We start from the raw sequence: 16,084 nt of genomic DNA, 5'->3' as shown, positions 1-16,084 counted from the left end.
TTAGCGAGCCATCGCTACCAGTACTTCAGAGGCAGGAACATTGAAGTCTACCGACATCATCACGCTCAGCGCAGTGATCGTAACGATGGAGAAGACGAACAATTTTCTTGCCCAGGCATTGTCATCGTTGGTCTTGTAGCCCATTAGAGCCATGCGCAACCAATAAACGCCCATGGCTGCTGCAACCACCAAGTACTTATAACCGGCGTAGCCCCCAATCGTGAGCGCTAGCGTAGCGGCCAGAAAGGCCAGGATATAGACCGTAATATGGCGCTTGGTTACAGGGATACCCTTCATGACTGGCAATACCGGAATTGAAGCTGCCCGATAGTCGTTCAGTCTGAAGATTGCAATAGCGTAGGAGTGCGGCATTTGCCAGAGGCAGAAAATCAGCAGAAGGATAGCGGCACCCATATCGAACTCATTGCTAACTGCGCAATAGCCGATTACAGGAGGAGCCGCACCCGACAGGCTACCCACTAGGGTGCCATACACAGATTTACGCTTCAGGCACAGGCTGTATAGACCCACATACACAACGAATCCCATGAGCCCAAAGGCTGCGGATAGCGCATTTACCTTGAAGTAAAGAAGCGAGATACCCGCAATGCCCAAGAGCGTGGCGTAGGACAATGTGACACTTGGAGAGATAAGTCCTTGGACGAGGACACGATTTTTCGTCCGTTCCATGACCTTATCAATGTCACGGTCAATATAGTTATTGAAGACGCAGCCGGAAGCGATGACCAGAGACACCCCTACTGCGGTAGCTAAGAAAAGTGCTAAGTCGATGCTTCCTTTCGAAGCAAGGAAAAAACCTCCGGCAACCGAGATCAGGTTGCCGAAGATAATGCCTGGCTTCGTTATAAGTAGGTATTTCTTGATCATCGAAGCGACTCTTAGTGGGCCAGCATGTTGCTATGCATGCCGTGAATGATCCACAGCGAGCCCGCGACCACGATAACAGTAATCAGAATAGTGAAAGCAAAAGCGATCACATTCCAGCGCTGCTCGGACGACGTGTTCATGTGCAGGAAGAACACCAAGTGTACAAAGATCTGCACAAGTGCCATCACCCAGATCACGATCAGCGTAGCCGACTGTGACAATACAGGGTTCATGACAATGCCGAATGGGATCACGGTCAGGATAACGGACAGAACGAAGCCGATAATGTAAGACTTCACAGTGCCGTGGCTGGAGCCCGCATGGACGATATGTCCGTGTTCGTGAGCCATTACATAACCCCCATCAGATATACAACGGTAAACACGCAGATCCAGACGATGTCCAGGAAGTGCCAGAAGAGGCTCAGGCACATCAGGCGGGTCTGGTTGGTCGCAGTCAGACCTTTCTGGCTAACCTGAATCATCAGGATTGCCATCCAGATCAGACCGGATGTGACGTGCAGACCGTGAGTACCGACCAGGGTAAAGAACGCAGATAGAAACGCGCTACGCTGAGGGCCAAAGCCTTCAGCAATCAGGTGATGGAATTCGTTGATTTCCATCACGATGAAGCCAAGGCCGAGCAGGAAGGTAACAGCCAGCCAGCCCAGCGCCTTGCTCTTTTGCTCCTTGTGTGCAGCGATCATGGCAAAGCCATACGTGATACTACTGAACAGCAGCAGGAAGGTTTCTACCAGAACATAAGGCAGTTCAAAAATTTCTTTACCGGTAGGACCGCCGGCAAAGCTACCGCTCAGGACAGCATAGGATGCGAAGATAGTCGCAAACAGAATGCAGTCCGTCATCAGGTACAGCCAGAAACCGAATACAGTCATGGATCCGGCATCGTGGTGCCCATGCTCCTCAGCATGGGCAACTTGGTTGTGAAGAACTTGACTAGACATAAGTTTAAGCCTGACTCGCTGCTAGTTTCTGGAGATGTTCATTCTCGATACGGGCCACTTCAGCGGCAGGTACGTAGTAGTCGATGTCATCGTCGAAGCTGCGAACGATAAAGGTAGCGATCATGCCGACGAATCCAACAGCAGCTAGCCACCAGATGTGCCAGATAAGAGCAAAGCCGAGGGCTAAGCTGAACATACCCATGATGAATCCAACGCCTGTGTTGCGCGGCATGTGAATGTCTTTGTAGTCAGCAGCTTTACGCTCAGCCAGACCTTTTTCCTTAGCTCCCCAGTACGCGTCGATATCATCAACAACCGGCTGCTCTGCGAAGTTATAGAAAGGTGGCGGAGAAGAAGTAGACCATTCCAGTGTACGGCCACCCCATGGGTCACCGGTTACATCCTGGTTCAGTTTACGGTCACGGATGCTGACATAGTACTGAAGCAACTGGCATAGGACGCCACATAGGATGATAGCTGTACCAATAGCCGCCACGATCAGCCAAGGATGCCAGTCCGGGTTGTCATAGTGGTTCAGACGACGAGTCATACCCATGAAGCCCAGTACATACAGCGGCATGAAGGCTACATAGAAGCCAACCAACCAGCACCAGAAGGCGTATTTACCCAGTCTTTCATTAAGTGTGAAACCGAAGGCTTTCGGGAACCAGTAGGCAACACCTGCAAAGTAACCGAATACAGCGCCACCAATGATCACGTTATGGAAGTGAGCGATCAGGAACAGGCTGTTGTGCAGAACGAAGTCGGCACCTGGAACAGCCAGTAGAACGCCGGTCATACCACCGATACTGAAGGTGACAATAAAGCCAATCGTCCACAACATGGGAGTAGTGAAGCGGATACGGCCTTTATACATGGTGAAGAGCCAGGTAAAGATCTTCACACCAGTCGGGATGGCAATAATAGTCGTAGCGATACCGAAGAACGCATTGACGTTAGCGCCGGAGCCCATGGTAAAGAAGTGGTGCAGCCATACGATAAAGGACAGCACGGTAATAGCCAGCGTAGCCCATACCATGGATACGTAGCCGAACATGCGCTTGCCGCTGAATGTAGACGCTACCTCAGAGAACACGCCAAAGGCGGGCAGAATGAGGATATATACTTCCGGGTGACCCCACGCCCAAATCAAGTTGACGTACATCATGGGGTTGCCACCAAGCTCGTTGGTGAAGAAGTGCATGCCCAGATAACGGTCAAGCGAGAGCATAGCCAATGTGGCGGTCAGAATCGGGAAAGCTGCAACGATCAGAATACTGGTGCACAGGGCGTTCCAGGTGAAGATCGGCATTCTCATCAGAGTCATGCCAGTGGTACGCATTTTTAAAATGGTTACCACAAAGTTCACACCTGTTAACAACGTACCCAGGCCCGAAAGCTGCAATGCCCAGATGTAGTAATCTACCCCTACGCCCGGGCTATATTGAATACCCGATAGTGGTGGATAGGCTACCCAGCCGGTTGCTGCGAATTCACCTATGGCTAGAGACAGGTTGATGAGGATCGCACCTACCGCGAACACCCAGAAGCTGAAGGAGTTCAGGAAGGGGAAGGCAACGTCCCGCGCGCCAATTTGCAGCGGCACGACAAGGTTCATCAGGCCAGTCACCATCGGCATGGCCACGAAGAAGATCATGATCGTGCCGTGTGCGGTAAAGATCTGGTCGTAGTGATGTGGAGGCAGATAGCCTTCTGCACCGCCGGCTGCGATAGCCTGCTGTGCACGCATCATGATGGCGTCGGAGAAGCCGCGGAGCAGCATGATGAGCGCAACCAGGATGTACATCACCCCAATTTTCTTGTGGTCAACCGTCGTGATCCATTCGGACCACAGGTAACCCCATTTCTTGAAATAGGTGAGGCCGATAAATACGGCTATCACACCCAGAATCATGGCACCGACCGCACCTACGATGATCGGTTCATGATAAGGAATGTCTGCGAGACTTAATTTTCCGAACATGATTTACTCCGCCGCACCTTCGTGCGCACTCTTATTCATTGCCTGATCCATTACCTGATCTACACGCTTGCTGTAATCGCCTTTCAAGTATTTATCGATGATGTCCTGGAAAAGGTGAGGAGCCACGGATGAGTAATACTCGATCGGGTGCTTCTCGCTGGGCATGGCCAGGTCTGCATAGACCTCAGAGCTCAGTGTCTTAGGAGAAGCCTTGACCTTGTCGACCCACGCGTTGAACTCTTCAGGTGTCGTAGCGTGTGCGATGAACTTCATATCCGAGAAGCCAGCGCCGCTGTAGTTGGCCGAGCCACCGCCATACTGGCCAGTTTCATGAGCCATCAAATGCAGTTGGGTCTGCATGCCACCCATGGCGTAGACCATGCTGCCCAAGGCCGGAATAAACAGAGTGTTCATGACGGTATCGGAGGTGATGCGAAAGTTAACCGGCGTGTTGGCCGGGAATGCAATCTCGTTGACCGTAGCGATACCCTGTTCCGGATAAACGAAAACCCATTTCCAATCAGTAGCGATAGCCTCGATGGTAATCGGCTTAACGTCAGAGTCGAGTGGCCTGAAAGGGTCAAGAGAGTGGCTGGTCTTCCAGATGAGCACGGCCAGAATAGCCACGATCACCAGCGGAACACCCCATACAACCACTTCGACCTTGGTCGAGTGCGCCCAGTTGGGTGCGTAATCGGCATCCTTATTGGAGGCGCGATATTTGATTGAGAAAAGGATCGCCATGACGATGACTGGGATAACGACAATCAACATCAGGCCAGTGGCAGTCAATATAAGGTGTTTTGATTCTAAACCTACTGGGCCTTTAGGGTCTAAAAGCGTCATGTTACAACCACTGAGTAAACCAGTGGCACCTAAAGCCAATAGGCTAGAAAAAATACTATGTTTCTTTTTTCTCATCTCACGACCTCGGTTGAGGGGCACTCTTCGTTTCAGGGGGATAGCCAGTAATCGGTACCATCACTTATTTAAGTGCGGCGCAGAAATAGGTCAGGCTGATGAAGCTTTGGGTGTCGCGGTCATTACAAACGTGTCGATGACGTCGTGCGTCATTGAGTCACATGTAAGGATATGTTACGACCGAAATCCATTTGAGCCAAGCTGAGCCAGTCTTGGGCCTACGTCTGGATTGCACGTTTCACCAGTCCTCCTTACCTAGCCTGCGTAGAGTGCGGGCTTGTTCGGGCCTTAATGTTGAAATCGATCGCAACTGGAAAACAGGACTCTCCCAGACAGGCTACGCGCTCGTGGTATTACCAAGCATAGCAGGGGATACATTTAAGGCTTGGCCGTGCCATGAATCTTATTCACGTCAGTGCCGTGTACCAAAAAATAACGCTGCAACTTGGGTAGCGTAAGCTGTACCAATAAGCACGAGGCCTATGCGGACGCGCTAATGGGCAGCATCCGGACCAATCTCGCTTGCTTACCAACCCGGTGGACTTGAAGCCATCTGCTTGCGAGCGAGCATATTGTTGCAAGTTGAAAATTCACCCTGCCTTATGTAGGCATATTGCTATCAATCAGGTGTTTTTTCTCTCTCTCAAGAGCGCTTCAAGGCACGCCTTATTGGGCCGTGCGCAGTTTAAGTTCATCTAGGGTTCACGTCTATCATTGAGTCGCTTTTAGGCGATACAAGGAGCTAGCTAAGTCCTTGATTTTTCAATACCTGCTTCAATATGTCGCACCTTGGTTGAGAGATTGTTGATTGTAGGGAATTGACAGTAGGCAAGTACTACAAAAAGAAGCGGAAAAGGAGTCGAAGCGAGAGTGCTAAAAATAAAGATTGTTACATATTATGAAATTATGTTTTGTCATGAAAGTGCGCTGACAAGCATACGCCAGCGCAACTCAAATAAGGTTTGGTTTCTACGAAGTCAGCTCTGTTATGCATATTGGGCTTTCTTATTTAAAAGACTATTTATTAAGTTCAGGTAATTAATTTAGCAGCATACCTTTTAATAAAGGTTTCTAGTTCAAGTGCGACCCCATTCTTTGCACATCTTGAAGCCATCTCAATCGTTGTTCCTCGCTACTTGCTCTTATTGGTGCGAATTCCAGATGTTCACGAATCTGTATGCCACACACATCCAAGGCCTCTCGCATCATGAGGCGATGCGGAGCAAGTCCTCTCAGGCGCTTCCAGGGAGTAGGCAGGCTGTCAGCAGTGACGATAAGGTCAGCGCTTCGGCCTGATAGAAGTTGTTCACCTCCCCAGATCTGATCGCGATAAGCGAATGCAAAGCCTGGCAAGAAAACACGCTCGATAAAGCCGCTTAAAAGGGCAGGTAGACCACCCCACCAGATGGGGTAAACAAATAGAAGATGTTCTGCCCAATGAATCAGTCGTTGAGCTTCCAGCAAATCTTCTTCAAGAATCTGGCTCTTATCGTAGCCTTCTCGAAGTACCGGGTCGAAACTAAGCTCTCCCAGTCGTAGTTCACGTACCACATGATTATGTTGGCGAGCCCCTTGTATATAGGCTGCGCTCAGCGCATGACAGAAGCTTTCGCTCTTGGGCGAGCCCTGGATAACCAGGACTCGTTTGCCATCGCCCTCTAGAGGTGTTGCGCCCGTTCTTGGCTCAGCCATGGCTGCCTGCTTCCAGCATGGTTTCAGGCCTTACCCACTCATCGAACTGCGCCTCGCTCAGATGACCAAGCTCAAGGGCTGCTGTTCTGAGGGTCTTATTTTCGGCATAAGCCTTCTTCGCAATTTCAGCGGCCTTGTCATAACCAATGTGGGGGTTCAAGGCTGTTACAAGCATCAGACCTTGCTCAAGGTGAGCTGCCATTTTCTCGGCGTCAGGCTCCATGCCGGCTACGCAGTGTTTGTTGAAATTGCGGCAGCCGTCGGCCAGTAAGCGAATGGATTCAAGAATGTTATAAGCAATGACAGGCTTGAAGACGTTCAGCTGCAGATGCCCCTGGCTGGCAGCGAAAGTGATGGTGGTATCGTTTCCCATTACCTGGCAGGCCAGCATGGTTAAGGCTTCCGCCTGGGTTGGATTGACCTTGCCGGGCATAATGGAGCTGCCAGGTTCATTGGCTGGTAGTTTGACCTCGGCAAAGCCTGCCCTGGGGCCGGAGCCTAGCAAGCGCAGGTCGTTACCAATCTTCATGAGGGCTACGGCCAGCGTTTTCAGTGCGCCTGACAGTGCGGTAAGTGGTTCGTGACCTGCCAGGGCAGCAAACTTGTTGGGTGCAGTGACAAAGGGTAGGCCGGTAAGTGATGCAATTTCTTTTGCAATCGCCTCGTCGAAGCCTTTGGGAGAGTTGAGGCCAGTTCCTACTGCCGTTCCGCCCTGAGCAAGTTCATAAATGGCTGGAAGGGCTGCACGAATGGCGCTCTGAGCGATGTCGAGCTGAGCGACGTAGGCCGACACTTCCTGACCGAAAGTAATAGGTGTTGCGTCCATCATATGGGTACGGCCAGTTTTGACCAGACTCATATGGCGTGCGGCCTGCTGGGCCAGACCTCCGGAAAGCTCATCGATAGCAGGCAGCAGATCTCCCAGTACGGCTTGTGCAGTTGCGATGTGCATGGCAGTCGGGAAGCAGTCGTTGGAGCTTTGGCCGCGGTTGACATGGTCGTTAGGGTGCACAGGCTTCTTGCCGCCCTTGCCCTGGCCTGCAAGTTCATTGGCGCGCCCCGCAATCACTTCATTGACGTTCATATTGCTTTGGGTGCCGCTGCCGGTTTGCCAGACAACCAAGGGAAACTGATCATCATGACGCCCTTCAAGCACCTCATTGCTTGATTGCTCGATAAGGTCCGCTATCTCTTGCGGCAATTCGCCTAGCCCTGCATTCACCCGAGCCGCTGCTTTCTTGATCAGCGTAAGTGCATGCACGATCGCCAGCGGCATTTTCTGGCCACCAATGGCGAAGTTTTCCATGGAGCGCTGTGTCTGAGCTCCCCAATAGGCATTTTCGTCGACTTCTACAGGACCTAGGCTGTCGGTTTCGGTACGGCTCATGATGCTCTCCTGCATGCAGATTTGGGTGGTCGGCGCGCTGGCCAATGAAAGGCTTTCAAGTAGTGATGGGAAACCAATAGAGCCAAGGCTAGCGCTTATCGGTGATTAGTCTATTCAGATGTGGGGTGGGTTCCGAAAACATCAGGCGGGTCAGATTTCAGCTGGATTTACCATTGAAGATGCTGAAGCTTGCCTGAACAGAGCCGGAATACGACTTGAGTCATCGGGAAACACATGGGCAGAATACGGATCTTTTAGCTATCGCTATTCATGTTTAAAGGATGTCCGATGAAGACTTTTCGTGCTGTCTGCACCGCTGTGATGCTCTCTGGTGTCAGTGGCCTGGCCCTGGCTGATGCGGCTAGCCATGCTGCCCAAGCCGAGCGGTTTCTAAAGCTGGCCAACGCCGACAAGCTCACTACACCGGTTTATGCCCAAGTGCATGAATTGTTTGATCAGCATTTCGCCCAAGCCAAGGCTCCGGGCAAGAAGGCTGTTCTTGAAAGCTACGTTGCGCGTGCTAATGCAACACTGGACAAGTCGATTGGTTGGGACAAGGTTAAGCCTGATCTGGTCAAGCTCTATACTCAGAACTTCAGTGAAGCCGAGCTGAAAGACTTGATCGACTTCTACCAGTCTCCACTGGGTAAGAAAATGATGAACACGCTACCGCAGATCTCCATGCAGTCTGCCCAGCTGACCCAGGGCAAGCTCGAGCAGGCAGTTCCCCAGGTCAACAAGCTGCTGAGTGATATGGATAAGGAGCTGGGTGTTAAGCCACAGGCTGCTCCTGAAGGTAGCGGTTCTAAGAAATAAGCGAGACCTATCCATGAGTATGCGCGACCGTATTCTTTCAACGTTAAGCATGCTGCAGCCGCAGCATCTTGATGTTGTTGACGAAAGCCACATGCACAGCCGTGGTCAGGAAACCCATTACAAGGCTGTAGTGGTCAGTGAACAATTTGAAGGGTTGAATGCCGTTAAGCGGCATCAGAAGGTCTACGGGGCGCTGGGTGGGCTGATGGGTGAGTTTCATGCCCTGGCGCTTCATACCTACACACCCGAAGAGTGGGCCAGACAAGGAATGGCACCTGAGTCGCCGACATGTCGCGGTGGCAGCAAGCATGACGGACTGCACGACTAGAAGTGGCTGTGATCCGCTTGAGGGCTCTGTTCAAGCCCGTCGCGCTTCCTTAGACTTGTCGCTCCAGCGCCGGCCTTTGCCGGCGTTGTGCATTAACCGGTCCGTCCCTTACGAGGACGACCACTGGAGAAGTCGACATGTCTGGTTCTATTGTTGTAGCTGCACTGTATAAATTTGTCACCCTTGAAGATTACGTCGAGCGCCGTGAGCCCTTGCTTACTGTCATGTTGGACAATGAGGTAAAGGGCACCCTGCTACTGGCGCAAGAGGGCATCAATGGCACCATTGCTGGCTCTCGGGCCGGAATTGATGCGGTTCTGGCTTTTTTGAAGGCAGACTCGCGTCTGGTTGATCTTGAGCACAAGGAATCCTATTGCGATGAGCAGCCGTTCTATCGGACCAAGGTCAAGCTCAAGAAGGAAATTGTTACCTTGGGCGTGCCGGGCGTCGATCCCAACAAGAAGGTTGGAACCTACGTAGATCCGAAAGACTGGAATGCGCTTATTTCAGACCCTGATGTTGTATTGATTGATACGCGCAATGATTACGAGGTCGGTATCGGGACCTTTACCAATGCGGTGGATCCCAAGACCAAATCCTTCCGCGAGTTTCCTCAGTATGTCAGACAGAATTTTGATCCTTCCCGTCATAAAAAAGTGGCCATGTTCTGCACTGGTGGTATCCGCTGCGAGAAAGCGTCGAGCTTCATGCTCAATGAGGGCTTCGAAGAGGTCTATCATCTTAAGGGTGGTATTCTGAAATATCTGGAAGAGGTGCCGCAGGAAGACAGTCTTTGGCAGGGCGACTGTTTTGTGTTCGATAACCGTGTAACGGTCAGGCACGATCTGAGTGAAGGGGAGTATGATCAGTGTCATGCTTGCCGGACGCCCATATCAGCTGCAGATCGGGAATCTGAGCACTACGTGCCTGGCATTAGCTGCCCTCATTGCTGGGACTCATTGCCAGAAAAAACACGTATCAGCGCACGTGAGCGTCAGAAGCAGATTGAGCTGGCCAGGCAGCGGAATCAGCCGCATCCCATTGGCCGGGATCCCCGACAGGTTTCCAAGCTATCGCAGGAGGCTTGACCTATGAAGGCGCGATTGCTCTATGTAATGGATCCTATGTGTTCCTGGTGCTGGGGGTTCGCGCCTGTCATGGAAGCACTGGCTGAGCAGGCACGTCTCTATGGCGTGCCCATGCATCTTGTCGTAGGTGGGCTGCGTAGAGAGCGAGTCGCCATGGATGCCGCAGCGCGGGTGCGTACTCTGTCTTATTGGCAAGCAGTCGAGGAAACTACAGGCCAACCCTTCACGGTTGACAATGCGCTGCCTGAAGGGTTTGTCTACGATACAGAACCGGCCTGTCGAGCACTGGTTGCAGCAAGAGGATTGGATGAGCAGGCGGTATGGCCGCTGGCAAAGCTTATCCAGCGTGCTTTTTATGTAGAAAACCGCGATGTTACCCAGCCGGCTGTTCTTGTTGAGCTGGCGGAGAAGGCAGGGCTGCCTCGCATTGAGTTTGCTCCGGCTTTCGATGCCCCAGAAACAAGAGCCGCAACCCAGGCGGACTTTGACTGGGCTCTCAATTTAGGCATTGCAGGCTTCCCAACCTTGCTGGCGGAGCGTGAGGGTCAACTAGCACTTGTCACCAATGGTTATCAGCCCCTCGATAACCTCTCCGAGCTTTTGGGCATGTGGTTGGTGCGCGGTACTGAGTTCTAGTCCGCCTATTGTCTTTAAACCCTCATGATCCCTTGAGGTCTATCAAGGTACGTCCTTGCCTATGGCTGCATATCAATGATTAGTATATCTAATACTGTTTCCCTGCCAGATACTGAAGTGGAATTGACGGCGGTGCGTGCTCAGGGGGCAGGCGGCCAAAATGTAAACAAGGTGTCCAGCGCCATTCATTTGCGTTTCGATATTCGGGCTTCGTCGCTCCCGGATTTTTATAAGGAAAGGCTGCTGGCTCTGCAGGACACGCGTATTACGCGTGAAGGTGTTGTGGTACTCAAGGCGCAGCAATACAGAACGCAGGAGCAGAACCGTGAAGATGCATTAACGCGTCTTGCTGAGCTTATTCAGAGTGTTACCCGCGTTCAAAAAACACGCCGCCCAACCAAGCCAACGCTGGCGTCCAAAAAGAGACGACTCGAAGGAAAGACCAAGCGCAGTGCAGTCAAGGCAGGGCGTGGCCGGGTTGATTTTTCATAGAGGAGCTTGTACGGGCATTTGATTTGTCTGCAGTGTTTCCTGAGCATGACTCCCTTCTTTTGATGTAAGTCTGTCTTTTTGATGGTAATCAGATTATCTGGCGCCTCGGCTGTCTTTCACCGGGACATCAGCGATTTACGTTCCTGTCCATGATCAAGCGGCATCAGTACTGAGATAGCCGTTAAGACCTTTGTCGAATAGTTACCAAGGCGCTCAGCCAGTAAAACGGAACTACAAAAACAACAAACTTCTCCGTTGAGGTAACCGCCATGAGTGCCGCATCCCTCTATCCCGTACGTCCTGAAGTAGCCGCCCTGACGCTGACTGATGACGCTAGCTATAAGGCTCTATATCAGAAGTCCGTGATTAATCCAGACGGATTCTGGCGGGAGCAGGCCCAGCGGATCAGCTGGACAAAGCCATTTACTCGCGTCAAACAAACTTCATTTGACGATCACCATGTCGATATCAAGTGGTTTGCCGATGGAACGTTGAACGCGTCTTACAATTGCCTTGATCGTCATCTCGAAACGCGGGGTGATCAAGTGGCTATTATCTGGGAGGGCGATGATCCTTCCGAGCATCGTCACATTACCTATCGTGAATTGCACGAAGAGGTCTGCAAGTTTGCTAATGCACTGCGTGGCCAGGATGTACACCGTGGTGACGTAGTCACCATCTATATGCCGATGATTCCAGAAGCAGTGGTGGCCATGTTGGCGTGCGCTCGCATCGGTGCGGTGCACTCTGTCGTCTTTGGCGGCTTTTCTCCCGAGTCATTAGCGGGTCGTATCAGTGACTGTCGCTCTAAAGTCATCATCACTGCGGACGAGGGTGTCCGAGGCGGCAAGAAAACACCTCTGAAAGCCAACGTTGACGAGGCCTTGACCAATCCGGATACATGCTGTGTCCGTAAGGTCATTGTATGCAAGCGCACGGGTGCCCCCATTGCCTGGCATGCGCACCGCGACGTCTGGTATCACGACGTAACTCAGGTTGCCTCCGCGCACTGCGAGCCCAAGGAGATGGATGCCGAGGCGCCACTGTTCATCCTGTATACCTCAGGCTCTACCGGTAAACCCAAGGGCGTCATGCATACTACTGGCGGCTATATGGTTTATGCGTCACTCACGCATGAGCGGGTGTTCGACTATAAGCCAGGCGAGGTTTATTGGTGTACGGCTGATGTAGGCTGGATTACCGGTCATAGCTACATTGTCTACGGGCCTTTAGCCAATGGGGCTACCACATTATTGTTCGAAGGGGTCCCCAACTACCCGGACGTAACCCGTGTCGCCCAGATTATCGACAAGCATCAGGTAAATATTCTGTATACCGCTCCGACGGCTATCCGGGCGATGATGGCCCAGGGGGATGCGGCTGTTCGAGGGGCCGATGGTAAAAGTCTGCGCCTGCTGGGGTCAGTAGGTGAGCCGATCAACCCTGAGGCGTGGCACTGGTACTACAAAACCGTAGGACAAGAGCGTTGCCCGGTTGTTGATACCTGGTGGCAGACCGAGACGGGCGGAATTCTGATCAGTCCATTGCCTGGCGCTACGGCCTTGAAGCCTGGCTCCGCTACACGGCCTTTCTTTGGTGTTCAGCCAGCGCTTGTTGATAATGAAGGCAATATTATTGAAGGGGCTGCGGAGGGCAATCTGGTTATTCTAGATTCCTGGCCGGGACAGGCGCGCACGATCTACGGTGACCACGATCGTTTCGTGGATACCTATTTTAAGACATTCAAGGGTATGTATTTCACCGGGGACGGCGCCCGTCGTGACGAGGATGGTTATTACTGGATTACTGGTCGCGTTGATGATGTCCTTAATGTTTCGGGACACCGCATGGGTACGGCAGAGATTGAAAGCTCAATGGTTGCACATCCCAAGGTGGCCGAAGCTGCTGTGGTAGGAATGCCTCACGATCTCAAAGGGCAGGGGATCTATGTTTACGTTACCCTCAACTCAGGTGAAGAGCCTTCGGAAGCGTTACGTCAAGAGCTCAAGCAGTGGGTGCGTAAGGATATAGGGCCTATTGCAACGCCTGACATCATTCAGTGGGCGCCGGGGCTGCCCAAAACACGCTCCGGAAAAATCATGCGTCGGATCCTGCGCAAGATTGCTGTAGGTGAATATGACACGTTGGGCGACATTTCAACCTTAGCCGATCCGGGTGTTGTTCAGCAGCTTGTTGATACCCATCGTGGCATGACTCAGGCTGTAGCATGAGTACGTAACAATGGATGCGCCGAAATGAGGCTATGAGTAACATCTGGGCTTCATTTCGGCGCATTCTCTCTTCCCTGGCTCTACACGAATTGAGCTAAGCAGCGGTTTCATAAGGAAATATTGTCCTTGGGCGCGCTTATTGCTTCGTATATCTATTTTTAATTTTTTTCAAGCATGCTATCGTATAGCCTGTCAAGACTGTTTAGGTCTGTCTAAAACCCTTCTGTAATTACTTGTCGCATAGACGAAATAACCCTTACTAGGCTGCCGCTAGAATGCCGCTACCCACGCTGCTGCATTGCTGGTGCCATGCATGTGCATAGAGTATTGCCATGCGTATTGGTAGCCTGGGCTATTAACTAACGTCCGCAGCCCATTCCTTCGTAGGAGCTTGCATGAAAAAGCTGGCATTGCTTGGCGCTCTCGCGCTGTCTGTCCTCACCAACGTATCCGTAGCGGCCGATGGCAAGCCGGTTCGCATCGGAATTGAAGCAGCGTATCCGCCCTTTGCCTCGAAAGCAGCCGACGGTAGCATCGTGGGTTTTGACTATGACATCGGTAACGCGCTGTGTGCTGAAATGAAGGTCAAGTGCCAGTGGGTTGAGCAGGAATTTGATGGTCTTATCCCTGCACTCAAGGTACGCAAGATCGACATGATCCTGTCATCGATGTCCATCACCGATGAACGTAAGCGTTCCGTTGACTTCACTAATAAGTACTACAATTCGCCAGCCAAGCTGGTGATGAAGGAAGGTGCTCAGGTCAACGATATCAAGACTGACCTGAAGGGTAAGAAGCTGGGTGTACAGCGTGGCAGTATTCATGACCGCTTTGCTACTGAGGTACTGGAGCCTGCCGGCGTTAGCATCACCCGCTATAGCTCTCAGAATGAAATCTATCTTGATCTGACTGCGGGCCGTCTCGACGGCACATTGGCCGATGCTACCTTGCTGGACGACGGCTTCCTGAAAACTGATGCAGGCAAAGGGTTTGCCTTTACCGGGCCTGACTTCAATGATCCCAAGTATTTTGGCGAAGGTATCGGTATCGCTGTACGCAAGAACGACGGTGAGCTGAAAGAAAAGCTGAACACTGCAATCAGCACCATTCGCGAGAACGGTACGTATAAGAAAATTCAGGACAAATACTTTAATTTCAATATTTACGGAAATTAACGAATCCTGATGAGGCGTGGTGGCTTCACTGCCATCGCGCCTGTTTTGTATCTGGGCGCTTGATTTTGTTGCGCTGAGGAGTTGTCCACTATGCTCAACGGCTACGGGGCGAATATTGTCGATGGTGCCTGGCTTACCATACAGCTGGCCCTGATATCCATGGTGTTGGCCTGCGGGCTGGGTCTGGCTGGCGCTGCCTTTCGCCTTTCACCGGTACGCTGGCTGGCTTGGCTGGGCGATCTGTATTCGACAGTCATTCGGGGAATTCCCGACCTGGTATTGATTCTGCTGATCTTCTACGGTGGTCAGGATTTGATCAATCGTCTGGCTCCTATGGTGGGGTATGACGATTACATAGATATCAATCCGTTTGCAGCAGGTGTTTTTACCCTGGGTTTCATCTTCGGCGCATATTTGTCCGAAACCTTTCGAGGCGCTTTTTTGGGTATTCCAAAAGGGCAGGCTGAAGCGGGTGTTGCCTATGGCATGAGCGGCATCCAGGTATTTTTCCGAATTCTTGTCCCGCAAATGATTCGACTGGCCATCCCTGGATTTACCAATAATTGGTTGGTACTGACCAAGGCAACCGCGCTGATCTCTCTGGTGGGACTGCAGGACATGATGTTCAAAGCCAAGCAGGCGGCCGATGCTACCCGCGAGCCCTTCACGTTTTACGTGGCTGTTGCGGCGCTTTATCTGATTATCACCAGCGTGTCGCTTCTGTTGTTGAGGCTGGTTGAAAGACGTTATTCCGCAGGCGTTAAGGTGGCTGACCTATGATCTTTGACTACAACGTCATCTGGGAAAATTTGCCGCTTTATTTTAACGGGCTTCTGGTTACCTTGAAGTTGCTGGCTGTTTCTCTGGTCATTGGGCTGGCCGCTGCCATCCCGCTGGCGTTTATGCGGGTATCCAAGCGTATTCTGATCAATTTCCCTGCCTGGCTTTACACGTATGTAATTCGAGGAACACCAGGCTTGGTGCAGCTTTTCCTGATCTATTACGGCTTGGCTCAATTCGAGGTGATAAGGGAAAGCTGGCTCTGGCCTTGGCTCTCGAACGCCACGTTTTGTGCATGCCTGGCCTTTGCCATCAACACGAGCGCTTATACCGCCGAGATCATTGCGGGTAGCTTGAAGGCAACGCCGCACGGTGAGATCGAGGCGGCTCAGGCGATGGGAATGTCCCGTTCGCTCATGTATCGGCGGATCGTATTACCTTCTGCATTGCGTCGCGCACTGCCTCAGTACAGCAATGAGGTCATCATGATGCTGCAGACGACTAGTCTGGCCTCGATCGTAACCCTGGTCGACATTACCGGCGCAGCCCGTACAGTCAATTCCCAGTTTTATCTGCCTTTCGAGGCCTATGTCACCGCCGGCGTGTTCTACCTTGCGCTGACGTTTATTCTGGTCCGGCTATTCAAACTGGCCGAGCGGCACTGGCTCGCCTATCTGGCGCCTCGTAAACATTAAATATCGA

General features: G+C 51.9%; 16 protein-coding genes. 9 read left to right on the top strand and 7 right to left on the bottom strand.

All coding sequences use genetic code 11. The features are described 5' to 3' along the window. From cyoE to JQR86_RS12750, 7 genes are all read right to left on the bottom strand, one after another. Positions 1–888 carry a heme o synthase gene (gene cyoE, locus JQR86_RS12780; RefSeq protein ID WP_434153663.1) on the bottom strand — a complete coding sequence of 296 codons (888 nt, stop codon included), beginning with the start codon at positions 886–888 and terminating at the stop codon, positions 1–3. Between the two features lie 11 nt (positions 889–899). Next, a complete protein-coding gene (gene cyoD / locus JQR86_RS12775) occupies positions 900–1,238 on the bottom strand; it encodes a cytochrome o ubiquinol oxidase subunit IV (protein ID WP_010797661.1) in 339 nt (112 codons plus the stop codon). Further along, positions 1,238–1,852 (bottom strand): cytochrome o ubiquinol oxidase subunit III, encoded by a 615-nt coding sequence (locus JQR86_RS12770; RefSeq protein WP_010797662.1) that lies wholly within the window; start codon positions 1,850–1,852, stop codon positions 1,238–1,240. The genes cyoD and JQR86_RS12770 overlap by 1 nt, the downstream gene beginning before the upstream one ends. Before the next feature lie 4 nt (positions 1,853–1,856). After that, entirely contained in the window at positions 1,857–3,836 is a 1,980-nt protein-coding gene (gene cyoB / locus JQR86_RS12765) for a cytochrome o ubiquinol oxidase subunit I (RefSeq protein WP_010797663.1), read from the bottom strand. 3 nt (positions 3,837–3,839) lie between these two features. Beyond that, the gene (cyoA, locus tag JQR86_RS12760) at positions 3,840–4,757 is read right to left on the bottom strand and encodes a ubiquinol oxidase subunit II (RefSeq protein WP_010797664.1); all 918 of its coding nucleotides are present in this window, start codon (positions 4,755–4,757) and stop codon (positions 3,840–3,842) included. A gap of 1,071 nt (positions 4,758–5,828) precedes the next feature. Next, a complete protein-coding gene (locus JQR86_RS12755; protein ID WP_434135962.1) occupies positions 5,829–6,449 on the bottom strand; it encodes an NAD(P)H-dependent oxidoreductase in 621 nt (206 codons plus the stop codon). Then, positions 6,442–7,836, bottom strand: coding sequence for a class II fumarate hydratase (locus tag JQR86_RS12750; RefSeq protein ID WP_010797666.1), 1,395 nt, complete (start codon positions 7,834–7,836; stop codon positions 6,442–6,444). Before JQR86_RS12750 ends, JQR86_RS12755 begins: the two co-directional genes overlap by 8 nt. Before the next feature lie 288 nt (positions 7,837–8,124). Between JQR86_RS12750 and JQR86_RS12745 the strand changes: the two genes are divergently transcribed. The 9 genes from JQR86_RS12745 to JQR86_RS12705 all read left to right on the top strand — a co-directional run bounded on the left by JQR86_RS12745 (position 8,125) and on the right by JQR86_RS12705 (position 16,077). Beyond that, positions 8,125–8,652, top strand: coding sequence for a DUF2059 domain-containing protein (locus tag JQR86_RS12745; RefSeq protein WP_239383634.1), 528 nt, complete (start codon positions 8,125–8,127; stop codon positions 8,650–8,652). Between the two features lie 13 nt (positions 8,653–8,665). Further along, positions 8,666–8,980 carry a BolA family protein gene (locus JQR86_RS12740; RefSeq protein ID WP_010797668.1) on the top strand — a complete coding sequence of 105 codons (315 nt, stop codon included), beginning with the start codon at positions 8,666–8,668 and terminating at the stop codon, positions 8,978–8,980. Between the two features lie 137 nt (positions 8,981–9,117). After that, complete coding sequence (locus tag JQR86_RS12735; protein WP_019365884.1) at positions 9,118–10,068, top strand: rhodanese-related sulfurtransferase; 951 nt, start codon at positions 9,118–9,120, stop codon at positions 10,066–10,068. Between the two features lie 3 nt (positions 10,069–10,071). Next, positions 10,072–10,704 carry a DsbA family protein gene (locus JQR86_RS12730; protein ID WP_312271376.1) on the top strand — a complete coding sequence of 211 codons (633 nt, stop codon included), beginning with the start codon at positions 10,072–10,074 and terminating at the stop codon, positions 10,702–10,704. A 75-nt stretch (positions 10,705–10,779) separates the two neighbouring features. Then, complete coding sequence (arfB, locus tag JQR86_RS12725; RefSeq protein ID WP_074827520.1) at positions 10,780–11,196, top strand: alternative ribosome rescue aminoacyl-tRNA hydrolase ArfB; 417 nt, start codon at positions 10,780–10,782, stop codon at positions 11,194–11,196. A 269-nt stretch (positions 11,197–11,465) separates the two neighbouring features. Next, positions 11,466–13,427, top strand: a complete 1,962-nt coding sequence (gene acs, locus JQR86_RS12720; protein ID WP_407363076.1) for an acetate--CoA ligase — start codon at positions 11,466–11,468, stop codon at positions 13,425–13,427. A gap of 395 nt (positions 13,428–13,822) precedes the next feature. Continuing rightward, on the top strand, positions 13,823–14,602 hold the full coding sequence (locus JQR86_RS12715; protein ID WP_010797673.1) for an ABC transporter substrate-binding protein: 780 nt from the start codon (positions 13,823–13,825) through the stop codon (positions 14,600–14,602). A gap of 90 nt (positions 14,603–14,692) precedes the next feature. Then, positions 14,693–15,382, top strand: a complete 690-nt coding sequence (locus tag JQR86_RS12710) for an ABC transporter permease (protein ID WP_010797674.1) — start codon at positions 14,693–14,695, stop codon at positions 15,380–15,382. After that, a complete protein-coding gene (locus tag JQR86_RS12705; RefSeq protein WP_010797675.1) occupies positions 15,379–16,077 on the top strand; it encodes an ABC transporter permease in 699 nt (232 codons plus the stop codon). The genes JQR86_RS12710 and JQR86_RS12705 overlap by 4 nt, the downstream gene beginning before the upstream one ends. The last annotated feature ends 7 nt before the right edge of the window (positions 16,078–16,084 follow it).

Source organism: Pseudomonas sp. JZ134, from assembly GCF_051027695.1.
GTDB classification, from domain to species: domain Bacteria; phylum Pseudomonadota; class Gammaproteobacteria; order Pseudomonadales; family Pseudomonadaceae; genus Chryseomonas; species Chryseomonas luteola.
The sequence above is the reverse complement of the archived record's forward strand: the minus strand, read 5'-3'. Positions and strand labels throughout refer to the sequence as shown.